Here is a 19,592-nt window from a genome sequence, read left to right as displayed (position 1 = left end):
CTCCTGCAAGTGTGTAGCGGTTACCCATGAAAACCCCTGTTTGGTTCCCCCAGAGCTTCTTCTCCCGCACCCTGTGGCTGGTGCTGATCGTCGTCCTGTTCTCCAAGGCGCTGACGCTGGTTTATCTGTTGATGAACGAAGACGTACTGGTGGATCGCCAATACAGTCACGGCGTCGCCCTGACGTTGCGCGCCTATTGGGCCGCCGATGAAGAGAACCGCGCAAAGATTGCCGATGCTGCGACCTTGATTCGGGTGGTCGGCGCCGGTGTGCCGGAAGGCGAACAGCACTGGCCTTACAGCGAAATCTACCAGCGCCAGATGCAAGCCGAACTGGGGGCCGACACCGAAGTGCGATTACGCATGCACTCGCCACCGGCGCTGTGGGTTCGGGCGCCCAGTCTGGGCGATGGCTGGCTGAAAGTGCCGCTGTACCCGCATCCGTTGCGTGGCCAGAAAATCTGGAACGTGCTCGGCTGGTTCCTCGCCATTGGTCTGCTATCCACCGCTTCGGCATGGATCTTCGTCAGCCAGCTCAATCAACCGTTGAAACGATTGGTCTATGCCGCGCGGCAACTGGGTCAGGGCCGCAGTGTGCGCCTGCCGATCAGTGATACACCGAGTGAGATGACCGAGGTGTATCGCGCCTTCAACCAGATGGCCGAAGACGTCGAACAGGCCGGCCGCGAGCGCGAACTGATGCTGGCCGGGGTGTCCCACGACCTGCGCACGCCGTTGACCCGTTTGCGGCTATCCCTGGAATTGATGGGTGACCACAGCGACCTGACCGACGACATGATCCGCGACATCGAAGACATGGATGCGATTCTCGACCAGTTCCTGGCGTTCATTCGTGACGGGCGAGACGAGTCGGTGGAGGAAGTGGACCTGAGCGAGCTGGTTCGCGAAGTCGCCGCGCCGTACAACCAGAACGAAGAAAAAGTGCACTTGCGCCTGGAGCCGATCCAGCCGTTTCCGTTGCGGCGGGTGTCGATGAAGCGGCTGCTGAACAACCTGATCGGCAATGCTTTGCATCACGCCGGCAGCGGCGTCGAAGTGGCGGCTTATGTGTCCGGGGATACCAGTGCGCCGTATGTGGTGTTGAGTGTCATGGACCGTGGCGCGGGGATCGATCCGTCGGAACTGGAAGCGATCTTCAACCCGTTCACTCGCGGCGATCGGGCCCGCGGCGGGAAAGGGACCGGGCTGGGCCTGGCGATCGTGAAGCGGATCGCTTCGATGCATGGCGGCAATGTCGAGTTACGCAACCGGCCCGGTGGCGGGCTGGAAGCGCGGGTGCGATTGCCGCTTGGGTTGATGTTGCCGCGGGATGCGGTTTAAAAACAGCTACAAGCTACAGCGGCTTTTACTTGCCGCTTGAAACTTGTAGCTTGAAGCTGCTTTTCTAACCCTTCCCTTTGGTCCGCGTCATATTCGGCCCGCCATTCTTCTCCAGATGCTCGATGATGATCCCCGCCACGTTCTTTCCGGTGGTGGTTTCAATCCCCTCCAGACCCGGCGACGAGTTCACTTCCATCACCAGCGGGCCATGATTGGAGCGCAGGATATCCACACCCGCCACCGCCAGACCCATGACCTTCGCCGCACGCAATGCGGTCATGCGTTCTTCCGGGGTGATCTTGATCAGGCTTGCACTGCCGCCGCGATGCAGATTGGAGCGAAACTCCCCCGGCTTGGCCTGGCGCTTCATCGCCGCGATCACTTTGTCGCCGACCACGAAACAACGGATGTCCGCGCCGCCGGCTTCCTTGATGTATTCCTGGACCATGATGTTCTGCTTCAGGCCCATGAAGGCCTCGATGACTGACTCCGCCGCTGTCGCCGTTTCACACAGCACCACCCCGATGCCCTGGGTGCCTTCCAGCACCTTGATCACCAGCGGCGCGCCGTTGACCATCTCGATCAAGTCGGGAATGTCATCCGGGGAGTGGGCAAAACCGGTGACCGGCAAACCGATTCCCCGGCGCGACAGCAATTGCAGCGAGCGCAGTTTGTCTCGCGAGCGGGCGATGGCCACCGACTCGTTGAGCGGAAACACCCCCATCATTTCGAACTGGCGCAGCACCGCGCAGCCATAAAACGTCACCGACGCACCGATCCGCGGGATCACCGCATCGAAACCCTCCAGCGGTTTGCCCCGGTAGTGGATTTGCGGCTTGTGACTGGCAATGTTCATGTAGGCGCGCAGGGTGTCGATCACCACCATTTCATGGCCACGCTCCATACCGGCTTCGACCAGACGACGGGTGGAATACAGACGCGGATTCCGCGACAGCACAGCGATCTTCATGCAACACCTGTGGAGAAGGTAGATACCGGGAACACCGGCTTGTCTTGTACATATTTGGTGCCCGGATTGACCACCAACTGGCCGTCGATCAGAGCTTTGGAACCGAGTAACAGGCGATAACGCATGGACTTGCGGCAGGCGAGGGTGAACTCGACCCGCCAGACCCGATCACCGAGGGCCAGGGTGGTACTGACCACGTAGCGCATCTGCGCGTGGCCGTTGGAGCTTTTAATGGTTTTCATCGTCACCAGCGGGGCTTCGCAGCGCCGGTGCCGCAATTGCACCACCGTGCCCAGGTGCGCGGTGAAGCGTACCCACTGTTCCCCATCGCGCTCGAATGGCTCGATGTCAGTGGCATGCAGGCTGGAGGTGCTGGCGCCAGTGTCGATTTTTGCCCGAAGGCCCGCGACTCCCAAATCCGGGAGCGCCACCCACTCGCGCAGACCGATAACGGTCAAATGGTCAAATGTCTTCAATAGTGCTCAACCGGCAAAAAACGCTCAGGCCGCGTGCGGCCGAATTCGCGGTATTCACGCAGAATAATGGGTAAAAGGCGACAGATATCTACTGCCCGGATTTCCATCCCTCAATTGCGGGGAATGCCTGCATTCTAATCCACCGCGTGGAGATTCATGGCACGACAGAAACGGTAGTACAGTTCATCGATATTTCAGAATGAGGTCATCCAATGGCACAAAAAAGCGAAGAGGACGACAAGGTCCGTCTCGATAAATGGTTGTGGGCCGCGCGTTTTTATAAAACACGTGCCTTGGCCAAGGCTGCAATCGAAAGCGGCAAGGTGCATTGCCGGGGTGAGCGTTGCAAGCCGGGCAAGGAGCCGAGGATCGGCGATGAGTTTCAGATCCGCACCGGTTTCGAGGAACGCACGGTGGTGGTCCAGGCCTTGTCAATCGTGCGCCGTGGCGCGCCGGAGGCTCAGACCCTGTATGCCGAAACCGAAGCCAGCATCGCCAAACGCGAAGCGGCTGCTGCCCTGCGCAAGGCCGGGGCATTGGGCGTGAGTACCGACGGCAAGCCGAGCAAGAAACAGCGCCGGGATCTGTTCAAGTTTCGCGGTAACAGCAACGACGAATCGTGACGGCCGTCGGGCACAGACTTGCAATCGTGCACCTGTGCAGCCATATGAGGAGTTCGCCAGCGGTGCTTTGAGCAGGCGGAAATGCCGTTCGTCGAAAACCATGGGTTTGACCTTGCTTGGAACAACCCCGGTTTGTTCATAAAATGCCGCCATGGCTGAACTTGCGCCTCGGCGCGACGTTCAGTTTTTGTAACCTTTTTTGTCACCACTTCAGATACCCAGACCTATGACCGATCTAGCGGATACCGACTACACCCAACGCTTCATCTTCGATGACAGCGACACCCGAGGCGAGCTGGTCGGGTTGGAACGTAGCTATGCCGAAGTCCTCGCCAAACACGCCTATCCGGAGCCGGTCGCGCAACTGCTGGGCGAGCTGATGGCGGCGGCAGCGTTGTTGGTGGGCACTTTGAAGTTCGATGGCTTGCTGATTCTTCAGGCCCGTTCCGAAGGCCCGGTGCCGTTGCTGATGATCGAGTGCTCCAGCGAGCGCGAAATTCGTGGCCTGGCCCGTTACCACGCCGAGCAGATCGCGCCCGATGCGACCCTCGCCGACCTGATGCCCAATGGCGTGTTGGCGCTGACTGTCGACCCAAGTCAGGGCCAGCGCTACCAGGGCATCGTCGATCTCGATGGCGAAACCCTGGCCGATTGCTTCACCAACTATTTCGTCATGTCGCAGCAGGTCGGCACCCGCTTCAAGCTGTACGCCGACGGCCGCCGTGCCCGCGGCATGTTGCTGCAGCAATTACCGGCCGACCGTCTGAAAGATGAGGAAGAACGCGCCGCCAGCTGGCAGCACATCACCGCCCTGGCCAACACCCTGAGCGCCGATGAATTGCTGAGCCTGGACAACGAAACCGTGCTCCATCGCCTCTACCACGAAGAGCAAGTACGCCTGTTCGACGTGCAGAAACTGCGCTTCCGTTGCAGCTGCTCCCGGGAACGCTCGGGCAATGCGCTGGTCAGTCTGGGTCTGGAGGATGCTCAGAAGCTGGTCGTCGAACATGGCGGCAGCATCGAGATCGATTGCCAGTTTTGCAATGAACGCTACCTGTTCGACGCGGCTGATATCGTCCAATTGTTTGCCGGTGCAGGGGTCGATACGCCGTCAGATACCCGTCACTAAAACGTTTCAGCGCAGGTAAATTCACTGCTTAACGCCGGAATAACGCCGTTCTGACGGGAGGGCCCTACACTTTTTGGGCTTTTCTGGCATAATCCGGCCCACTTTTTTCGCGGTAGTAGTGCAGGACTTTCTACTACAAAACGTTTGGAGCACTCGGCCACTGGCCGACGGGGAACCTCATGACGCAAGCCAATAACGCCGTGTACACCGATCTGAGTGTTGATGATCTGGTTAAAGAAGCCCTGAAGCGCGGTGAGGGCGAGCTTGCCGATACCGGCGCGCTGGTTGTTCGCACCGGTCACCGTACCGGCCGTTCGCCAGTCGATCGTTTCATCGTTGAAGAGCCAACCACCCAGGACGCCATTGCCTGGGGCCCGATCAACCGCAAGTTCCCGGCCGACAAGTTCGATGCCCTGTGGGCTCGCGTCGAGGCGTTCAACAATGCGCAAGAGCATTTCGTTTCCCACGTGCACGTAGGTGCGGCCGCCGAGCACTACCTGGCCGTGAAGATGACCACCCAGACCGCCTGGCAGAACCTGTTCGGCCGTTGCCTGTTCATCAATCCTGCACAGTACAACCCGGCTGGCCGTGACGAGTGGCAAGTGCTCAACGTTGCCAACTTCGAGTGCGTGCCAGAGCGTGACGGCACCAACTCCGACGGCTGCGTGATCATCAACTTCGCCCAGAAGAAAGTGCTGATCGCTGGCATGCGCTACGCCGGTGAAATGAAAAAAGCCATGTTCTCGGTGCAGAACTTCTTGCTGCCTGCCGCCGACGTGCTGCCAATGCACTGCGCCGCCAACATCGGCGAAGCGGGCGACGTGACCCTGTTCTTCGGCCTGTCGGGCACTGGTAAAACCACTCTGTCGGCCGACGAAAGCCGTTACCTGATCGGTGACGACGAACACGGCTGGGGCGAGGGCGTGGTGTTCAACATCGAAGGCGGTTGCTATGCCAAGTGCATCGACCTGTCCGAGAAGAACGAGCCGGTCATCTGGAAAGCCATCAAGCACGGCGCAGTGCTGGAAAACGTTGTGCTGGACGACGCCAAGAAGGCTGACTACGCCGACGGCAGCCTGACCCAGAACAGCCGCGCTGCGTACCCGCTGGAGCACGTCGAGAAGCGTTCCGAGAAGAACCTCGGTGGCGAGCCCAACGCGGTGATCTTCCTGACCTGCGACCTGACCGGCGTACTGCCGCCAGTCTCGATCCTCAGCGAAGAACAAGCGGCCTACCACTTCCTGTCCGGCTACACCGCACTGGTGGGCTCGACCGAAATGGGTTCGGGCAGCGGCATCAAGTCGACCTTCTCCACCTGCTTCGGCGCACCATTCTTCCCGCGTCCGGCCGGCGAATACGCAGAACTGCTGATCAAACGCATCCGCGGCTTCGGCTCCAAGGTCTACCTGGTCAACACCGGCTGGACCGGCGGCGGCTACGGCGTCGGCAAACGCTTCAACATCCCGACCACTCGCGGCGTGATCGCAGCGATCCAGAGCGGCGCGTTGATCGGTGCCGAGACTGAGCACCTGGACACCATCAACCTTGACGTGCCATTGGCTGTGCCGGGCGTTGAGACTGGCCTGTTGAACCCACGTAACACCTGGGCTGACAAGGCTGCTTACGATGAAGCGGCGAAAGCACTGGCCGGGTTGTTTGTTGAGAACTTCAAGAAGTTCGACGTGAGCGACGCGATCAAGGCTGCTGGGCCGAAGTTGTAAGAATCGGTAGTGGTTTGAGGTAAGAGAAAGCCGCCCTTTGAGGGCGGCTTTTTTGTGGGCGCTGCTTCAGTTCCTTTGAGGCATAACTGGCAATATTCCCGCAGTAAACACGCAAAACAGCCAGAATAATGCCACTTCTGTTGCGCTGATCTGCTAGACCTCTTCCACTTTCTGCGTGTCCCACCGTTGCTTCTTGACTGCTTGGTAGAGCATGCCAATGGTCAGCGGGACTTTGTCGCCACGCCCCTTCGCCCGGCGCTTGAGAAACACATCAAACCCTTCCGGCTTAAAATACCGATATGCGTCGTAGTCGACGAAGTCGATGGCGAACTGTTCCTCCAGCGCTTCCATCAGCTGCCGCGCATCGGCGCCGTCGCAACCCAGGTCGAAGTTGATCGAGGTGGTGAGGCTGATGGTTTTGCGTTCAGGCAGGCCGAGTTCTTCGTGCAGCAACTGCATGAGCAGGTGCATGGCGTGGTCGTCGGGGAAGTTGGGGGCGAGGTTCATGGTGCATTGTCCGTAAGGGGTATGCCGATGGGGCGGCTTGAGTCTGATTTTGCGGCAAGTTCAGGGCGGAATCATCCGCGATTGGAGATGAAGAAGGATCGCACGACAGGTTCAGACTCACCCTACAAACACATCTTCAAACACTCGGTAACGTCACCGGCCTCAGCTTTGAGCTGGAGGTTTTCAAGGCCTACCGAGAGGGAGATGGATGACCAGGAGCAAGGACACACCGCAAGTGTGGCAGCACTACGACACCGATGGTGGTGGCTATCGCCGTCTACGGGACATGACCGTTAGTGAGCTAGCGGAAAGAGAGTTCAGGCCAAAAGCCTACGACGATATGCTCGTCAGACAGGCCATGTATGAAAAAAGCCGGGAAGTGGAGTTTCAGAAAAAGCACCAGTCTCTGGCTGGCTGCGTTTTTGCCAAGTCCTGCAAGTTGCCGGATTCAATCATCGACTACTCCAGCCCATCCGGATTTGTGCCCACGGAACGCGTTAAAGAGTACGGCGAGTTCACCTTGCTGGGAGGTCGTCAGGCAGATGATTCCGGCTGTTTGCCGCTCAAGAAAATCAGTGGTGTTTTGCCGGCAGGCATTGGCTCTTTGGCGTTGGGTGGTGTAGCGATTGCTCCGGCAGCGACTTCCGTCGCAGGTACTGGCGCCGGAGTCGTCACTGCCGGCGTTGCCGCGGGTGCATTGGTGGGGTTGGTGGCTTTGCTTGCGCCATCGAGTCTGGGCGATGGTGCGTTGTATACCGACGATCAACTCAGATCACTCAAACAAGCTCGAACGCGAGTCCGATTGCGCGTGGAAGAGCAGGCTGACGGTACGCTCAAAGGCTACGGGTACAACACGCAGAGTCGACGCGATTGGGAGATGATCCCTGTTGTGACGTTTGAGGCTCGTGGTTCTCAGCAAGTGGCTGACTTTGGCGGCGGGGTTGAGTTGATCTGGACGCCCGCAGTGGACCCGGCAGATGTGATGGGCATCCCGGCGTTGGAAGCTGCACCGCAAGCGCCTCAGGTGTGGATCTTTCCACCTACTGATGCGGCTGACAGCATTATTGTCAGCCCGGTTTATCCGCCGGAGTATCAGGATTTCATTCTGGTGTTTCCGACGGATTCGGGTGTCCGGTTTCATTAGACCACTACAATGTGTGGTAGCCGGTAGCTGCTTAAAAATGTTTCGAGGTGTGCGCCCTCTATGACAAGCAGAGCCCTGTGAGAATGCGCAAAAGTCGGCAATAGTTTAGGGGCGAGGATTCAGGGCGGTCACACAAAAATGAAGCATTCCATCAGAGCGTTTTATAAAACAACGGAGCGGCTGGCATTCCGAATTGGTATTCCCGCAGAGCATTTCGAGCAGCTCAGAGAGCTGATGGAGTGGAAGGAGCCAGACGATCCCATCTATGAGTACGAGCTATCGCACGAGCAAATAAACAGCCTGGAGGTACTAATCGGGACGAAATTCGACAGCCCGGACTACCTGTTTTTTTTGTCTTGTAGCGCATGAAAAAATGGGAGTTTACTGTCAGGACGGACGTTGGCTTTTGTTTTGTCGGTATTTGGCAAGTGCTTCTTTTCGAGTCAGCAGCGGTTTTTCGAGGTCTGCCGGGGACGTGTCGAACCCTGCGAGCCGCAAACTTGCCAAGTAGTTTGAGCGGCGCATTTTTTCGTAGTGCGCTTGTTTTTGTTTGAACGTTAATTCGGTCATCGCGGTTGTCTCGGGTTACGAGTGTTTGGTCATTGCCACGGGGCTGCTGTCTTGACTTTCGAGGTTGACGCACGTTGCGACTGTCCACGTTTTATGGAATGTGGACAGTCGGGAAAACGGCTTCATGAAGAGTCAAGACTTTTGCTCGTTCTCGCGTTCTGGACCCAAGCGATGATGAGTCTTACGAATTTCTTTGACTTGCAGCGCATCAACATGGAATTCGCGGGGGAGGCTCTCGCTCACCGCGTAAGATTTCGTTCATCTGTTGGACGCTTTCCATTAGCTCATCAAAAAATTTGCTCATGGCTTTCTCCATTGTTCCTGATGGCATTCACGATGCTCAGGTCTTACTGTTTGATCGTTCCTACGCTCCGCGTGGGAATACAGCCCGGGACGCTCTGCGTTCCAAAAAGCCGAACGCGGAGCGTCCGTAGAGGCATTCCCACGCGGAGCGTGGGAACGATCTTCACTCGGCGTCAGGCCGGTGCTTTCCAGCTCATCATGCGTTGCTGGGCGACTTGCAGCAGGTCGTAGCCGTCCTGGGTCAGCAAGAAGAGCGCGTGGGTGATGTGGGGGATGTCTTCTACGTCGCCGTGTTTGAAGCAAATGCAGTGCAGGGTTTTGAGGAGGTCGCTGGAGGCTCGGATGCGCTGGAGGGCGGCTTCGAGGATGTCTTGCGGGTTGGCCTCTGTGTCGATGATCAGGGGCGGGGTGTTGGTGAGGTTGGATTGGATTGGAGTGGGCGGTAGCGATCGAGTGTGAACGGATTATTCATAATGTGTAATCTCGAATGCATCAGAAAGAACCGCTGCCATCGTGACCAAGCGATGGGAGGCGGACTGTATTCGGGTTGGTCAACCGGTGAGATCACACGCTTACCCGGCACGCCCGAAGACGTCCCAAACACAGCCGCCATAAAGGGTGCTGACACAAAGCGCCAGCAGCATACAGCGGGTGCGTACGTAGATCTAATTCGGGTGACCAAGCCCGAGCCGCTGATTTGGCAGCGACAATCACGACTATAGAGTTGAGCTACAGGGCGGCGATAGGCGACAAGGAGCTTTCGCTTGTAGGAACGGTATGAAGATTTGATAGGCCGTTCCTACCGATCCGCCATCGTTTTTCAACGGATATGCTGATACGCCGCAACATCCAGGACGCTAGTGGTCAACCCGGTCGCCGGGGTGTAGATCGTGCCTTTCACCGCCGAGAAGTTGACCCCATTGCTGCCCAGCGAAACGTAGCGTTCGCCTTGATCCAGCTCGGTGAAGTAGGTGTAGGAGTAGTTGTGCATCAGCCGGTACTTCGCTTCGGCATCGACCATGGCTTTGCCGAGGTTCTCCAGTTCGGCCTGGGTCAGGTTCAACGGCTTGTCCAGTTGTACGCCCCAACGCTTGAGGCAGACTTCGGCGAAGTGGCGGACGATTCGGCCGGGTTCGGCCAGGGCTTTCGGGCCGCTGACGCCATCGGTGGAGGCGTTGCCAACCAGCGTGGCGTGGCGGCCGGGCATTGGGTAGATGTGGGTATGGGTGCCGGTGGCGGTTTGCGGGATCACGCAGCTGAAGCCTTTCGAGCGTTCATCCCGGGCGTAGAAACCGACGTATTCTTTTACGTTTCTGTTCAGCTTTACCCGGTGCTCCTGAAAGTTACCGATACCCGGCACCGGATCAATTGCGAAGATGTTTACCGGGATATGGGTGAGTTGGGCGTCGTTGAACATGGCATTGGCCAGCATATGGCAACTGATGCCGCCGCGACTCCATCCCACCAAGTTGACCTGTGTGGGAATAACACCGTCCTTTCGGAAGGTTTTAATAATCTGTTCTTGCAGCGCCTGCTGGGTCACGCTGCGATCGCCATAGTTATACTTGCGCCAAAACCACGAGCCTTCCACTTTCACGTCTTCGATGGGGATGCCGGCGGCTTTCAGGCGGTTATATTCCTCTTCGGTCAGTTGCTCGCGCTGCCAGTTGCACTGACCTTTGATGATGTTGATAGCATGTTGCACGTTTTGCTCCCAGCCTTTGCCGAACAGCGTACCGCTGAGGCCGTAGTCCTCGGACTTGGTGAAGAGATCGTCGGCTTGCAGGTTGCCGCTGCCGGGGCCATCGACCACGATCCATTCGGCGAACTCTCGACCAAGATGGTGGGATGCGAGTGTTGACACCAGTTCGCCGTCCCAGTAATTGGCATTAGTATCGTCGAACTTGGTTGAGCCAGTGCCGCAGAAGAAAATAGTTAATACAGTCATTTGTGTTGCCCTTGTTTGATGTAAGAGCTGACACGCTAGTTTGTGATGTTTAAATAGTGAAGTGATGAAGTGTTGCTGTTTTTGTGTGAGGTGTTAGTTGTTTTTTAAAGTGGCTATTTTATTAGTTGTTTAGCGGTTTCAAGAAGTTCGCAACCATCTTGGGTCAGCAAATAAAGCGCATTGACGATATTGGGAATGTCTTTCACGTCGGCCTGTTTGAAGCACAGGCAATAGAGCGTTTCGAGCAGGTCGCTGGCAGCGCGGATGCGTTGCAGGGAGGCGTCGAGAATCTCGTGAGGATTGGCAGCGGTGTCGATGACCAACACGGGGGCATCGCTGTAGCTGGTTTTGAGCGGGCGATAGCGGTCTGTTAACGAGTGGAACGTGTTCATCAAAGTCAGTCCTGTGGGGAAGTCGTGCAGTTTCACCGGCAGGCCGACACAGTGTTTCAGCCTCGTCGAAAACTATAGAGGGCCGCGACGAGGCGTCGCAAGGTGGCGGAAATGGACAGGTTTTGTAGGGGATTTACCGGCTCTATCGCCCTTTGCCTACGCACCCCCAGACTATTTTTCAGCTTTTCCCCTGGAAGTCGAAATTCCTACGGGATTGTCAGGCTTAACGCATCAAACCTCGGTAGGGTGCGCGCCAGAATGTGTAGGACGTTTCGAAGCATCCGCAGTGAATGCGGCGAGGAGTGGAGGCTCTTCGGGAATCTTCGTGCATCCGCTCAGCAGCAGGGACGCAATGATGAGGGCGATTGGAAAAGTCAGTGTGTGAGGCATGGTCATTCCTTTGTGAAGATCCGCACGCATCAGAGCTTCCTGCCGTGACGTGAGTTTTGCGGACGATGGATTTGTGAAGGCGCACCGTATCGTCAAATCGGACGACCGAGCGAGGAACAAAGTGTTTCGTTTGTTTCATTCTGTGGCGAAGCACCCTGGGCCAAGGCTGTATCATCCCGTATCGATTTGCCCCCGGCCTTTTCTCGACTCGCTGCGATCGCCCGCTAGGCTTTGGGCATCGCAGCAGTCAACGGAGTGACAGCTTATGCACAACACCCTGGAACAGGTTTTCGGTTATCCACAGTTTCGACCCGGTCAGGAGGCGGCGGTCAGCGCGGTGCTGGCCGGGCGCTCGGCGGCGGCGATTTTCCCCACGGGCTCAGGCAAATCCCTGTGCTATCAGTTACCGGCCATCCTGCTGCCGCACCTGACGCTGGTGGTCTCGCCTTTGCTGGCGTTGATGCAGGATCAGTTGGCGTTCCTGCAGCGCCACGGCATAGCAGCGGGCAGTATCGATTCGGCCCAGAGCCGCGATGACGCCAGCGATGTGATGGCCCGGGCCAAGTCCGGCGAATTGAAGATTCTGATGGTTTCCGTGGAGCGCCTGAAGAACGAGCGCTTTCGCCATTTCTTGCAGCAGGTACCGATCTCGTTGTTGGTGGTGGACGAGGCCCACTGCATCTCCGAGTGGGGCCACAACTTCCGCCCCGACTACCTCAAGCTGCCGGACTATCAGCGCCAGTTCAACATCCCTCAGGCCCTGCTGCTGACCGCCACCGCGACACCCAAGGTGATCGCCGACATGGAGGCTAAATTTTCCATCGCCCCCGAGGACGTGGTGACCACCGGTTTCTACCGGCCCAACCTCAATCTGTTGGTGGAACCGGTGCGCGGCCAGGACAAGCGCCGTCGCCTGGTCGAGTGGATGAGCGAGCGTCCCGGCCAGCCGAGCATCGTCTATGTCACCCTGCAGAAAACCGCCGAGCACATCGCCGAACACCTGGGGCGCAACGGCATCCAGGCCGAGGCCTATCACGCCGGTTTGCCCCATGAGCAACGGGAAGCGATTCAGCGCCGGTTCATGGGCGGGCAGTCCAATTGCATCGTCGCCACCATCGCCTTCGGCATGGGCATCGACAAAAGCGACATCCGCAACGTGGTGCATTTCGACCTGCCCAAATCCATCGAAAACTACAGCCAGGAAATCGGTCGCGCCGGGCGTGACGGTCGGCCGTCCGATTGCCTGGTATTGGCCAACCGCGACAGCCTCAACGTGCTGGAGAACTTCGTCTATGGCGACACGCCGGAGCGGGATGGCATTCGGTGTGTGCTCGACGAGTTGCAAGCCGCCGCGCCCGAAGGGCAGTGGGAGTTTCTGCTGGGGCCGTTGGCTGATCAGAGCAACATTCGCCAGCTACCGCTCAAGACCTTGCTGGTACAGCTGGAGCTGCGGGGGTTGATCGCTCCGCGCTATGCCTATTACGCCGAATACCGCTTCAAGTATTTGCAGGAGCCTGAGGCGTTGCTGGCCCGTTTCGAGGGTGAGCGCAGGGACTTTGTCTCGGCGATCATTCAGACCTCCAGTCGTGCGCGGACCTGGGCCACGGTGAATTTCGATGCGCTGTATGAACAGCATCAGGCTGAACGCAGTCGGGTGGTCAAGGCGCTGGATTATTTTCAGGAAAAGGGCTGGGTCGAGCTTGAAAGCAAGCAGATGACGGAGGTCTACAGCTTGCTGAAGACGGACTTTGAGTCGCAAAACCTGAGCGCCGAGTTACACGCCTGCTTTACCCGACACGAGCACACCGAGATCGCACGGATTCATGACATGCTGGATCTCTTCGCCACCGACCGCTGCCTGGGCTATCGCCTGGCCGAGTACTTCGGCGACGAAAACGCGCCGCAGCGGTGCGGGCATTGTTCGGTGTGCCACGGTCATGTGGCGCGGCTACCCGAGCCGCCGCAATTGCCGGCGCTTGTGGATAAAAGTTTCGAGGCACTGTGCGGTGATTTTATCCACAGGCATGAGCAGCACACGGGGCGTGTTCCATCGGCAGAGCGCGTGACGCGGTTTCTGTGCGGGATCAGCGTGCCGCTGTTTACCAGGCTCAAGGCGCGGTCGATTCCGGGGTTCGCGGCGTTGGAGGATTATCCGTATGCCGAGGTCCGACGCTGGACTGAGGCGAACCTCTAACAGGGGGCGGTGTTTCGAAGTGCATCCATCCGCTGAATGTCGCCCATCACAGGAATAAACTTCAAAAACACCCATGGGCTGACTATGGTGAGGGCTGTCTTCGGATCGCCAACAAGAGAACAACATGAGCCAGACATCGTTCGATATTCAGCGCGCGGCCGTGATCGGCGCGGGCACCATGGGCCGTGGCATTGTCATGTGCCTGGCGAACGCCGGGGTGCCGGTGCAGTGGGTCGACAACAATCCACAGATGCTCGAGCAAGCGCTGACCAGCGTGGCTGACACTTACGCCCATAACGTGCGTCAGGGGCGGATCGATCAGGCCGAGGCGGATGCGCGTATTGCACGGGTAACGGCGGCAGCCGATTACGCAGCGATTCGCGATGTCGATCTGGTTATCGAAGCGGTCTACGAAAACCTCGAGCTGAAGCAGAACATCTTTCGCGAACTCGACAGCCTGCTCAAGCCTGAAGCGATTCTGGCCAGCAATACCTCGGCGCTGGATATTGACGCGATCGCTGCTGCTACTCGCCGTCCGCAGCAGGTGCTGGGCCTGCACTTCTTCAGCCCGGCGCACATCATGAAGTTGCTGGAGATCGTGCGCGGCGCCCAGACCGCGCCGGCGGTCCTTGATGCAGCCCTGGCGCTGGGCCAGCGCATGGGCAAGGTCAGCGTGGTCTCGGGCAACTGTCACGGTTTCATCGGTAACCGCATGCTGCATCCGTACGTACTCGAAGCGCGCAAGATGTTGCTGGAGGGGGCTTTGCCCTATCAGGTGGATGCGGCGCTGCAAGGGTTTGGTTTCGCCATGGGGCCGTTTCGCATGTACGACGTAGTCGGCATCGACCTGGAATGGCGCGCTCGCGAATTGGCTGGCAAAGGCCAGGATGCGCCAGAGGTTCAGGTGGACAACCGCCTGTGCGAGCTGGGGCGTTTCGGCCAGAAGAGTGGCGACGGGTATTACCACTACGAACCGGGCAGTCGTCAGGCGGAGCATGATCTGGAAGTCGATGCGCTGGTACTGGAAGTCAGCGAAGGACTGGGGTTTCAGCGACGCGAGATAGGGCCTGAGGAGATTCTGGAGCGCAGCTTGCTGGCACTGGTCAATGAAGGAGCAAAGATTCTTCAGGAAGGCATTGCCGCATCGGCGCATGACATCGATCTGGTGTACCTCAACGGGTATGGTTTCCCGGCGGACAAGGGCGGGCCGATGGCCTGGGCGGATCGGCAGGGGCTTGAAGATATTCATTTGCGGTTGTTGCAGCTTGAGACCAAGCAGGGTGATCACTGGGCGCCGGCGCGGTTGATTGGTGAACTGGCGGCGCAGGGCAGAGGGTTTGCCGACATGTGATTTAGGTGGCGCCTGTGACGGCGCCTTCGCGGTTTCACCTTAAACTGGCCATCCAACTCCAGGAGCCGACGCTGATGTCCAACCCGATGCCCCAACGCACCGACTACCCTCACTTCCAACCCGTTACCACTCGCTGGCACGACAATGACGCCTACGGTCACGTCAACAACGTCACCTACTACAGTTTCTTCGACACGGCGGTGAACACCTACCTGATCGAAGTCGGCGGTCTGGATATCCATGACGGCGAGGTGGTGGGTTTTGTGGTGAGTTCGGCCTGCGACTACTTTGCTTCCATCGCCTTCCCGGATCGAATCGAGATCGGTTTGCGGGTCGGCAAGTTGGGCAACAGCTCGGTGCAATACGAGTTGGCGGTGTTCAAGGCTGGAGACGACGAGGCCTGCGCGGCGGGGCGCTTCGTGCATGTATTCGTGGATCGGGTGTCGAATCAGCCGGTGACGATTCCTGCCGGGTTGCGCGGGGCGTTGGAGCGACTGGCGATCTGAGGGCAAAAAAAATCGCAGCCCTGGGGCTGCGATTTTTGGATCTACCGGTCGACGAGGCGATTCAAGCCTCAGTCGTCATCGTGATAGCGATGTTTATGCTTGCGATGGCCGTAGGCATGGCCGCGACCTGGGTGACCACGGTAGTAGCGACGATCATCATCGTCATAACCACGACGATAGGAACGACGATCATCTTCGCGATCGCTCTTGTTGCCCATGTAGTTACCCAGCGCGCCACCGGCGCCGCCGCCTGCTGCGGAGCCGATCAGGCTACCGGTGGTGCCGCCCATGCTGCGGCCGACCACGTTACCGCCAGCTGCGCCCAACGCACCGCCAATGGCGGCTTCGCCACGGCTGCGTTTGTCTGCGCCAACTGCGCTACCACCCGCGCCGCCCAGGGCCGCGCCAATGGTTGAACCTGTACTGCCGCCTAGCGATTGACCGACGACCGAGCCAAGAACCCCGCCCAATGCGCCGCCCACACCTGCTTCGGTGGTGCCGCCAGCAGACGCAAAGCCACTGACCAGGCCAAGGGACAACAAGAGAATCGAGGAGAACTTCATAGAGGAACCTCAAGGGGATGACGGCGCGATCCTGAGGCTGTGTTGTGGTTGTGACAATAGAAATCCGACGAATAACACGACTTGAGCACATTTCTATAAGTTGCTGTTTTTTGGGCGGAACTTAAGTGTTTTTCGCCGGTCTTTAGCTACTTATCAAAGGCCGTTTTTATATAAAAACGGCCTTTTTTGTGGGTGTTTGATAGTAGTTGTATCAGCGATCTTTGATCTTGAATTAAGCCGACTTCGCCATGATCAACCCCGTCTCACTCGCCGCTTCCAACCGGATCGCCACGAACTTCGACGTCGGCGTATGGCTGCCATCTCCGATGCTTTCCAGCGGCACCAACGGATTCACTTCCGGGTAGTAAGCGGCCGCTTGCCCGGCAGGAATATCAAACGCCAACAGTGTAAAGCCCTTCACCCGCCGCTCACGACCGTCATCCCAGATTGAAACGATGTCTGCTTTCTGCCCCGGTTTGAAGCCCAGGCGAATGATGTCAGCCTCATTGACGAACAGCACATCCCGCTGACCTTTCACCCCGCGATAACGATCATTGAGGCCATAAACAGTGGTGTTGTACTGATCATGGGAGCGCATCGACTGCATGATCAGGTCGGGCAGCACGCCGGTGGCGCGGGTGCGTTCATGCACCAGGTCTTTGGGCAGGATGTTCGGGCGGAAATTGGCCCGACCCGATGGAGTGTTCCAGCGACGTGCGCCGGCACTGCTGCCCAGGTAGAAACCGCCCGGGTTCTGGATTTTCTCGTTGAAGTCCCGGAAACCCGGGATGGTGTCGGCGATCAGGTCGCGGATGCGGTTGTAATCGGCTACCAGCCAGTTCCAGTCCACCGGTTGGTTGCCCAAGGTCGCGGCGGCGATGCCGGCGATGATTGCAGGCTCCGAGCGCATCAGGTTCGACAACGGCTGCAACTGACCGTTGGAGGCGTGGACCATGCTGAAGGAGTCTTCCACCGTCACCGCCTGGGCGCCTTCGGTCTGGATATCGATGTCGGTACGGCCCAGGCACGGCAGGATCAGCGCGTCTTTACCGTGGGCCAAATGGCTGCGGTTGAGCTTGGTGCTGATCTGCACGGTCAGGTCGCAGTTGCTCAAGGCCTGGAAGGTCCGTGGGCTGTCCGGGGTGGCTTGGGCGAAGTTGCCGCCCAGGCCGATGAAGACTTTCGAACGGCCTTCGGCCATGGCGTGAATCGCCTCGACCACGTTGTGACCGTTTTCACGCGGGACCTTGAACTGGAAGCGCCGCTCCAGGGAGTCGAGGAACGCCACCGGCGGACGTTCATTGATGCCCATCGTCCGGTCGCCCTGCACGTTACTGTGGCCACGCACCGGGCACAGACCGGCACCCGGCCGGCCAATGTTGCCGCGCAGCAGCATCAGGTTGGCGATTTCCTGGATGGTCGGCACCGAATGGCGATGCTGGGTGATGCCCATCGCCCAGCACATGATCACGTTCTTGCCCTTGGCGTACATGCGCGCTGCTTGCTCGATGTCCACCAGGGGCAAGCCGGATTGCTCGACGATCTGCTCCCATGGGGTGTCGTCGACGATGCCGAGGTATTCCAGAACGTTGACGCTGTGTTCATTGAGGAAGTCGTGGTCGAACACCGCAGGCTCACCCGTCTTCTGCGCATCGCGCTCCCACTGCAGCAGGAACTTGGCCATGCCGCGCATGATCGCCATGTCACCGCCCAGTGCCGGACGGAAGTAAGCAGTGTTGGTCGGCTTGTCGCCGTTGGTGAGCATTTCGATCGGGTGTTGCGGGTGCTGGAAGCGTTCCAGGCCGCGCTCTTTAAGCGGATTGATGCACACCACCTGCGCACCGCGTTTCACCGCTTCGCGCAGCGGTTCGAGCATCCGCGGGTGGTTGGTGCCAGGGTTTTGGCCCCAGACAAAAATTGCATCTGCATGTTCGAAATCGTCGAAGGTCACCGTGCCTTTGCCGACTCCGACGCTTTGGGCCAATGCCACACCGCTGGCTTCGTGGCACATGTTCGAGCAGTCGGGGAAGTTGTTGGTGCCGTAGGCGCGCACGAACAGCTGATAGAGGTACGCCGCTTCATTGCTGGCGCGGCCGGATGTGTAGAACTCGGCTTGATTCGGGCTCGACAGGTTCTGCAGATGTTTGCCGATCAGCGCGAAGGCGTCTTCCCAGCTAATGGGTTGGTAACGATCGGTTTCGGCGTTGTAGCTCAATGGCTCGGTCAGGCGGCCCTGATATTCAAGCCAGTAGTCGCTCTGTTCCAGCAACGAGGTGACACTGTGTCTGGCGAAGAATTTGCCATCGACACGCCGTTTGGTCGCTTCCCAGTTCACTGCTTTGGCGCCGTTCTCGCAGAACATCACCATGCCGCCTTCCTGAGAATCGCCCCAGGCGCAACCGGGGCAGTCGAACCCGCCGTTCTTGTTGGTCTTGAGCATCATGCGCAGATTTTTCAACGCGTTGTCGCTGGTCAACCAGGCCCGGGCAACGCTGGCCAGCGCGCCCCAGCCACCGGCCGCGCCCTTATAGGGCTTGTAACGTGGAACGGGTTTCTGGTCGGCTTGTTGATGTTGACTCACGCTTGATTCTCCAACGCAGGGCTGTAGACCCTCGGTGCACTTTTCTGAGGTAGGTGGATGAGATTGAGGTTGTGTCGACGGGCCCATTGCACGGCAAGACTAGTGGGCGACGACAGGCTGACCAAGGTCTGGATGCCGGCGCGTAACACTTTCTGGATCAACTCTAGGCTGCAACGACTGGTGACGATCGCCAGACCACCGGTGGTCGGGATTTTCTGGCGGATCAGCCCGCCGATCAGTTTGTCGAGGGCGTTATGTCGGCCGATGTCTTCGCGGCCCAGCAGCAATTGGCCTTGACTGTTCATAAACACCGCCGCATGCACCGCGCCGCAATGCTGGCCCAGCGGCTGGAATTCGCCGATGCGATGGCGCAGACCCTCCAGCCATTGGGCCGGGGGCAGCGGCGCACCGGGCAGCACCTTGAGGTCGGGCAGCGCTTGCTCCACTGCTTCCACGCCGCAGAGCCCGCAACCACTGGTGCCGGCCAGTTGCCGACGCTGCTGCTTGAGGTTCCAGAAGGCGCGGTTGGCGATGGTCACTTGCGCATATTGCGCCGAACCCGTGCCGCTGAGTTGCAGGTCATAGATGTCTGAAGCGTCTTCGATGATGCCGCTGCCGAGGCTGAAGCCGACGATGAAGTCTTCAAGATCCGTCGGCGTCACCAGCATGACCGCCTGGCTGATGCCGTTGTAGGAGATCGCCAATGCGACTTCCTCGGCCAGTGCGGCGCTGGCCGATTCGGTGTACTCAAGATTGCAGTAACTGTAAGTCTGGCTGGCGGCGGGCGCGGGCGTTTCAAGAGCAGGCGCCGCGCCGGAAGGGCGCTTGGCGTTCATTAGGCATCACCGACGGTTTAGTCAGCTTTAAGCCTATGCGCGTCAATG

17 protein-coding genes and 3 pseudogenes are annotated in these 19,592 nt (G+C 58.7%); 9 read left to right on the top strand and 11 right to left on the bottom strand.

The features are described from left to right. Window positions 1–26: 26 nt before the first annotated feature. The gene (locus HCU66_RS02545) at window positions 27–1,340 is read left to right on the top strand and encodes an ATP-binding protein (protein WP_205886951.1); all 1,314 of its coding nucleotides are present in this window, start codon (window positions 27–29) and stop codon (window positions 1,338–1,340) included. 64 nt (window positions 1,341–1,404) lie between these two features. Here the strand turns inward: HCU66_RS02545 and rimK are convergent, their stop codons facing one another. Next, window positions 1,405–2,310, bottom strand: a complete 906-nt coding sequence (rimK, locus tag HCU66_RS02540; protein ID WP_008005189.1) for a 30S ribosomal protein S6--L-glutamate ligase — start codon at window positions 2,308–2,310, stop codon at window positions 1,405–1,407. Next, window positions 2,307–2,786 carry a retropepsin-like aspartic endopeptidase RimB gene (rimB, locus tag HCU66_RS02535; RefSeq protein WP_007939540.1) on the bottom strand — a complete coding sequence of 160 codons (480 nt, stop codon included), beginning with the start codon at window positions 2,784–2,786 and terminating at the stop codon, window positions 2,307–2,309. The genes rimK and rimB overlap by 4 nt, the downstream gene beginning before the upstream one ends. 212 nt (window positions 2,787–2,998) lie before the next feature. Between rimB and HCU66_RS02530 the strand changes: the two genes are divergently transcribed. From HCU66_RS02530 to HCU66_RS02520, 3 genes are all read left to right on the top strand, one after another. Next, entirely contained in the window at window positions 2,999–3,409 is a 411-nt protein-coding gene (locus HCU66_RS02530; protein ID WP_205886950.1) for an RNA-binding S4 domain-containing protein, read from the top strand. A 226-nt stretch (window positions 3,410–3,635) separates the two neighbouring features. Beyond that, window positions 3,636–4,538 carry an Hsp33 family molecular chaperone HslO gene (hslO, locus tag HCU66_RS02525; RefSeq protein ID WP_205886948.1) on the top strand — a complete coding sequence of 301 codons (903 nt, stop codon included), beginning with the start codon at window positions 3,636–3,638 and terminating at the stop codon, window positions 4,536–4,538. Window positions 4,539–4,717: 179 nt separating this feature from the next. Next, the gene (locus HCU66_RS02520; protein WP_205886946.1) at window positions 4,718–6,259 is read left to right on the top strand and encodes a phosphoenolpyruvate carboxykinase; all 1,542 of its coding nucleotides are present in this window, start codon (window positions 4,718–4,720) and stop codon (window positions 6,257–6,259) included. Window positions 6,260–6,412: 153 nt separating this feature from the next. Here HCU66_RS02520 and HCU66_RS02515 read toward each other — a convergent pair whose 3' ends face one another. Continuing rightward, entirely contained in the window at window positions 6,413–6,766 is a 354-nt protein-coding gene (locus HCU66_RS02515; protein WP_205886945.1) for a DUF1493 family protein, read from the bottom strand. 208 nt (window positions 6,767–6,974) lie between these two features. On the opposite strand from HCU66_RS02515, the pseudogene HCU66_RS02510 reads away from it, so the two are divergent. Further along, window positions 6,975–7,901, top strand: a pseudogene (locus tag HCU66_RS02510) (S-type pyocin domain-containing protein); the annotation flags it as partial. A 147-nt stretch (window positions 7,902–8,048) separates the two neighbouring features. After that, window positions 8,049–8,279 (top strand): DUF7683 domain-containing protein, encoded by a 231-nt coding sequence (locus HCU66_RS02505; protein WP_205886944.1) that lies wholly within the window; start codon window positions 8,049–8,051, stop codon window positions 8,277–8,279. 18 nt (window positions 8,280–8,297) lie between these two features. Here HCU66_RS02505 and HCU66_RS02500 read toward each other — a convergent pair whose 3' ends face one another. From HCU66_RS02500 to HCU66_RS02490, 5 genes and pseudogenes are all read right to left on the bottom strand, one after another. Next, window positions 8,298–8,480 carry a YhfG family protein gene (locus tag HCU66_RS02500; protein ID WP_205886943.1) on the bottom strand — a complete coding sequence of 61 codons (183 nt, stop codon included), beginning with the start codon at window positions 8,478–8,480 and terminating at the stop codon, window positions 8,298–8,300. Window positions 8,481–8,660: 180 nt separating this feature from the next. After that, a pseudogene (locus HCU66_RS27045) lies at window positions 8,661–8,784 on the bottom strand (transcriptional regulator); the annotation flags it as partial. 172 nt (window positions 8,785–8,956) lie between these two features. Then, a pseudogene (locus tag HCU66_RS27040) lies at window positions 8,957–9,255 on the bottom strand (hypothetical protein). Between the two features lie 348 nt (window positions 9,256–9,603). Continuing rightward, on the bottom strand, window positions 9,604–10,731 hold the full coding sequence (locus tag HCU66_RS02495) for a hypothetical protein (protein ID WP_205886942.1): 1,128 nt from the start codon (window positions 10,729–10,731) through the stop codon (window positions 9,604–9,606). 113 nt (window positions 10,732–10,844) lie between these two features. Then, on the bottom strand, window positions 10,845–11,123 hold the full coding sequence (locus HCU66_RS02490; RefSeq protein ID WP_205886941.1) for a hypothetical protein: 279 nt from the start codon (window positions 11,121–11,123) through the stop codon (window positions 10,845–10,847). Window positions 11,124–11,778: 655 nt separating this feature from the next. Here HCU66_RS02490 and HCU66_RS02485 point away from each other — a divergent pair. The 3 genes from HCU66_RS02485 to HCU66_RS02475 all read left to right on the top strand — a co-directional run bounded on the left by HCU66_RS02485 (window position 11,779) and on the right by HCU66_RS02475 (window position 15,564). Beyond that, on the top strand, window positions 11,779–13,707 hold the full coding sequence (locus tag HCU66_RS02485) for a RecQ family ATP-dependent DNA helicase (protein ID WP_205886940.1): 1,929 nt from the start codon (window positions 11,779–11,781) through the stop codon (window positions 13,705–13,707). A gap of 124 nt (window positions 13,708–13,831) precedes the next feature. Beyond that, window positions 13,832–15,058, top strand: coding sequence for a 3-hydroxyacyl-CoA dehydrogenase (locus tag HCU66_RS02480; RefSeq protein WP_205886939.1), 1,227 nt, complete (start codon window positions 13,832–13,834; stop codon window positions 15,056–15,058). A 74-nt stretch (window positions 15,059–15,132) separates the two neighbouring features. After that, window positions 15,133–15,564, top strand: a complete 432-nt coding sequence (locus tag HCU66_RS02475; protein WP_205886938.1) for an acyl-CoA thioesterase — start codon at window positions 15,133–15,135, stop codon at window positions 15,562–15,564. A gap of 68 nt (window positions 15,565–15,632) precedes the next feature. Here the strand turns inward: HCU66_RS02475 and HCU66_RS02470 are convergent, their stop codons facing one another. The 3 genes from HCU66_RS02470 to fdhD form a co-directional block, all read right to left on the bottom strand. Further along, a complete protein-coding gene (locus HCU66_RS02470; RefSeq protein ID WP_205886936.1) occupies window positions 15,633–16,127 on the bottom strand; it encodes a glycine zipper domain-containing protein in 495 nt (164 codons plus the stop codon). A gap of 232 nt (window positions 16,128–16,359) precedes the next feature. Then, the gene (locus tag HCU66_RS02465; protein ID WP_205886934.1) at window positions 16,360–18,708 is read right to left on the bottom strand and encodes an FdhF/YdeP family oxidoreductase; all 2,349 of its coding nucleotides are present in this window, start codon (window positions 18,706–18,708) and stop codon (window positions 16,360–16,362) included. Next, window positions 18,705–19,544: a formate dehydrogenase accessory sulfurtransferase FdhD gene (gene fdhD, locus HCU66_RS02460; RefSeq protein WP_205886932.1), complete on the bottom strand. Its 840-nt coding sequence runs from the start codon at window positions 19,542–19,544 to the stop codon at window positions 18,705–18,707. Before fdhD ends, HCU66_RS02465 begins: the two co-directional genes overlap by 4 nt. Between the last annotated feature and the right edge of the window lie 48 nt (window positions 19,545–19,592).

This window comes from Pseudomonas frederiksbergensis, assembly GCF_017114915.1.
Lineage (GTDB): Bacteria > Pseudomonadota > Gammaproteobacteria > Pseudomonadales > Pseudomonadaceae > Aquipseudomonas > Aquipseudomonas frederiksbergensis_I.
Note: the sequence above shows the minus strand (reverse complement) of the source record. Positions and strands in the feature narration are given on the sequence as shown.

Coding starts and splice junctions, on each gene's coding strand:
- HCU66_RS02545 (WP_205886951.1), top strand. CDS start 27: ATGAAAACCCCTGTTTGGTTCCCCCAGAGCTTCTTCTCCCGCACCCTG.
- rimK (WP_008005189.1), bottom strand. CDS start 2,310: ATGAAGATCGCTGTGCTGTCGCGGAATCCGCGTCTGTATTCCACCCGT.
- HCU66_RS02530 (WP_205886950.1), top strand. CDS start 2,999: ATGGCACAAAAAAGCGAAGAGGACGACAAGGTCCGTCTCGATAAATGG.
- hslO (WP_205886948.1), top strand. CDS start 3,636: ATGACCGATCTAGCGGATACCGACTACACCCAACGCTTCATCTTCGAT.
- HCU66_RS02520 (WP_205886946.1), top strand. CDS start 4,718: ATGACGCAAGCCAATAACGCCGTGTACACCGATCTGAGTGTTGATGAT.
- HCU66_RS02515 (WP_205886945.1), bottom strand. CDS start 6,766: ATGAACCTCGCCCCCAACTTCCCCGACGACCACGCCATGCACCTGCTC.
- HCU66_RS02505 (WP_205886944.1), top strand. CDS start 8,049: ATGAAGCATTCCATCAGAGCGTTTTATAAAACAACGGAGCGGCTGGCA.
- HCU66_RS02500 (WP_205886943.1), bottom strand. CDS start 8,480: ATGACCGAATTAACGTTCAAACAAAAACAAGCGCACTACGAAAAAATG.
- HCU66_RS02495 (WP_205886942.1), bottom strand. CDS start 10,731: ATGACTGTATTAACTATTTTCTTCTGCGGCACTGGCTCAACCAAGTTC.
- HCU66_RS02490 (WP_205886941.1), bottom strand. CDS start 11,123: ATGAACACGTTCCACTCGTTAACAGACCGCTATCGCCCGCTCAAAACC.
- HCU66_RS02485 (WP_205886940.1), top strand. CDS start 11,779: ATGCACAACACCCTGGAACAGGTTTTCGGTTATCCACAGTTTCGACCC.
- HCU66_RS02480 (WP_205886939.1), top strand. CDS start 13,832: ATGAGCCAGACATCGTTCGATATTCAGCGCGCGGCCGTGATCGGCGCG.
- HCU66_RS02475 (WP_205886938.1), top strand. CDS start 15,133: ATGTCCAACCCGATGCCCCAACGCACCGACTACCCTCACTTCCAACCC.
- HCU66_RS02470 (WP_205886936.1), bottom strand. CDS start 16,127: ATGAAGTTCTCCTCGATTCTCTTGTTGTCCCTTGGCCTGGTCAGTGGC.
- fdhD (WP_205886932.1), bottom strand. CDS start 19,544: ATGAACGCCAAGCGCCCTTCCGGCGCGGCGCCTGCTCTTGAAACGCCC.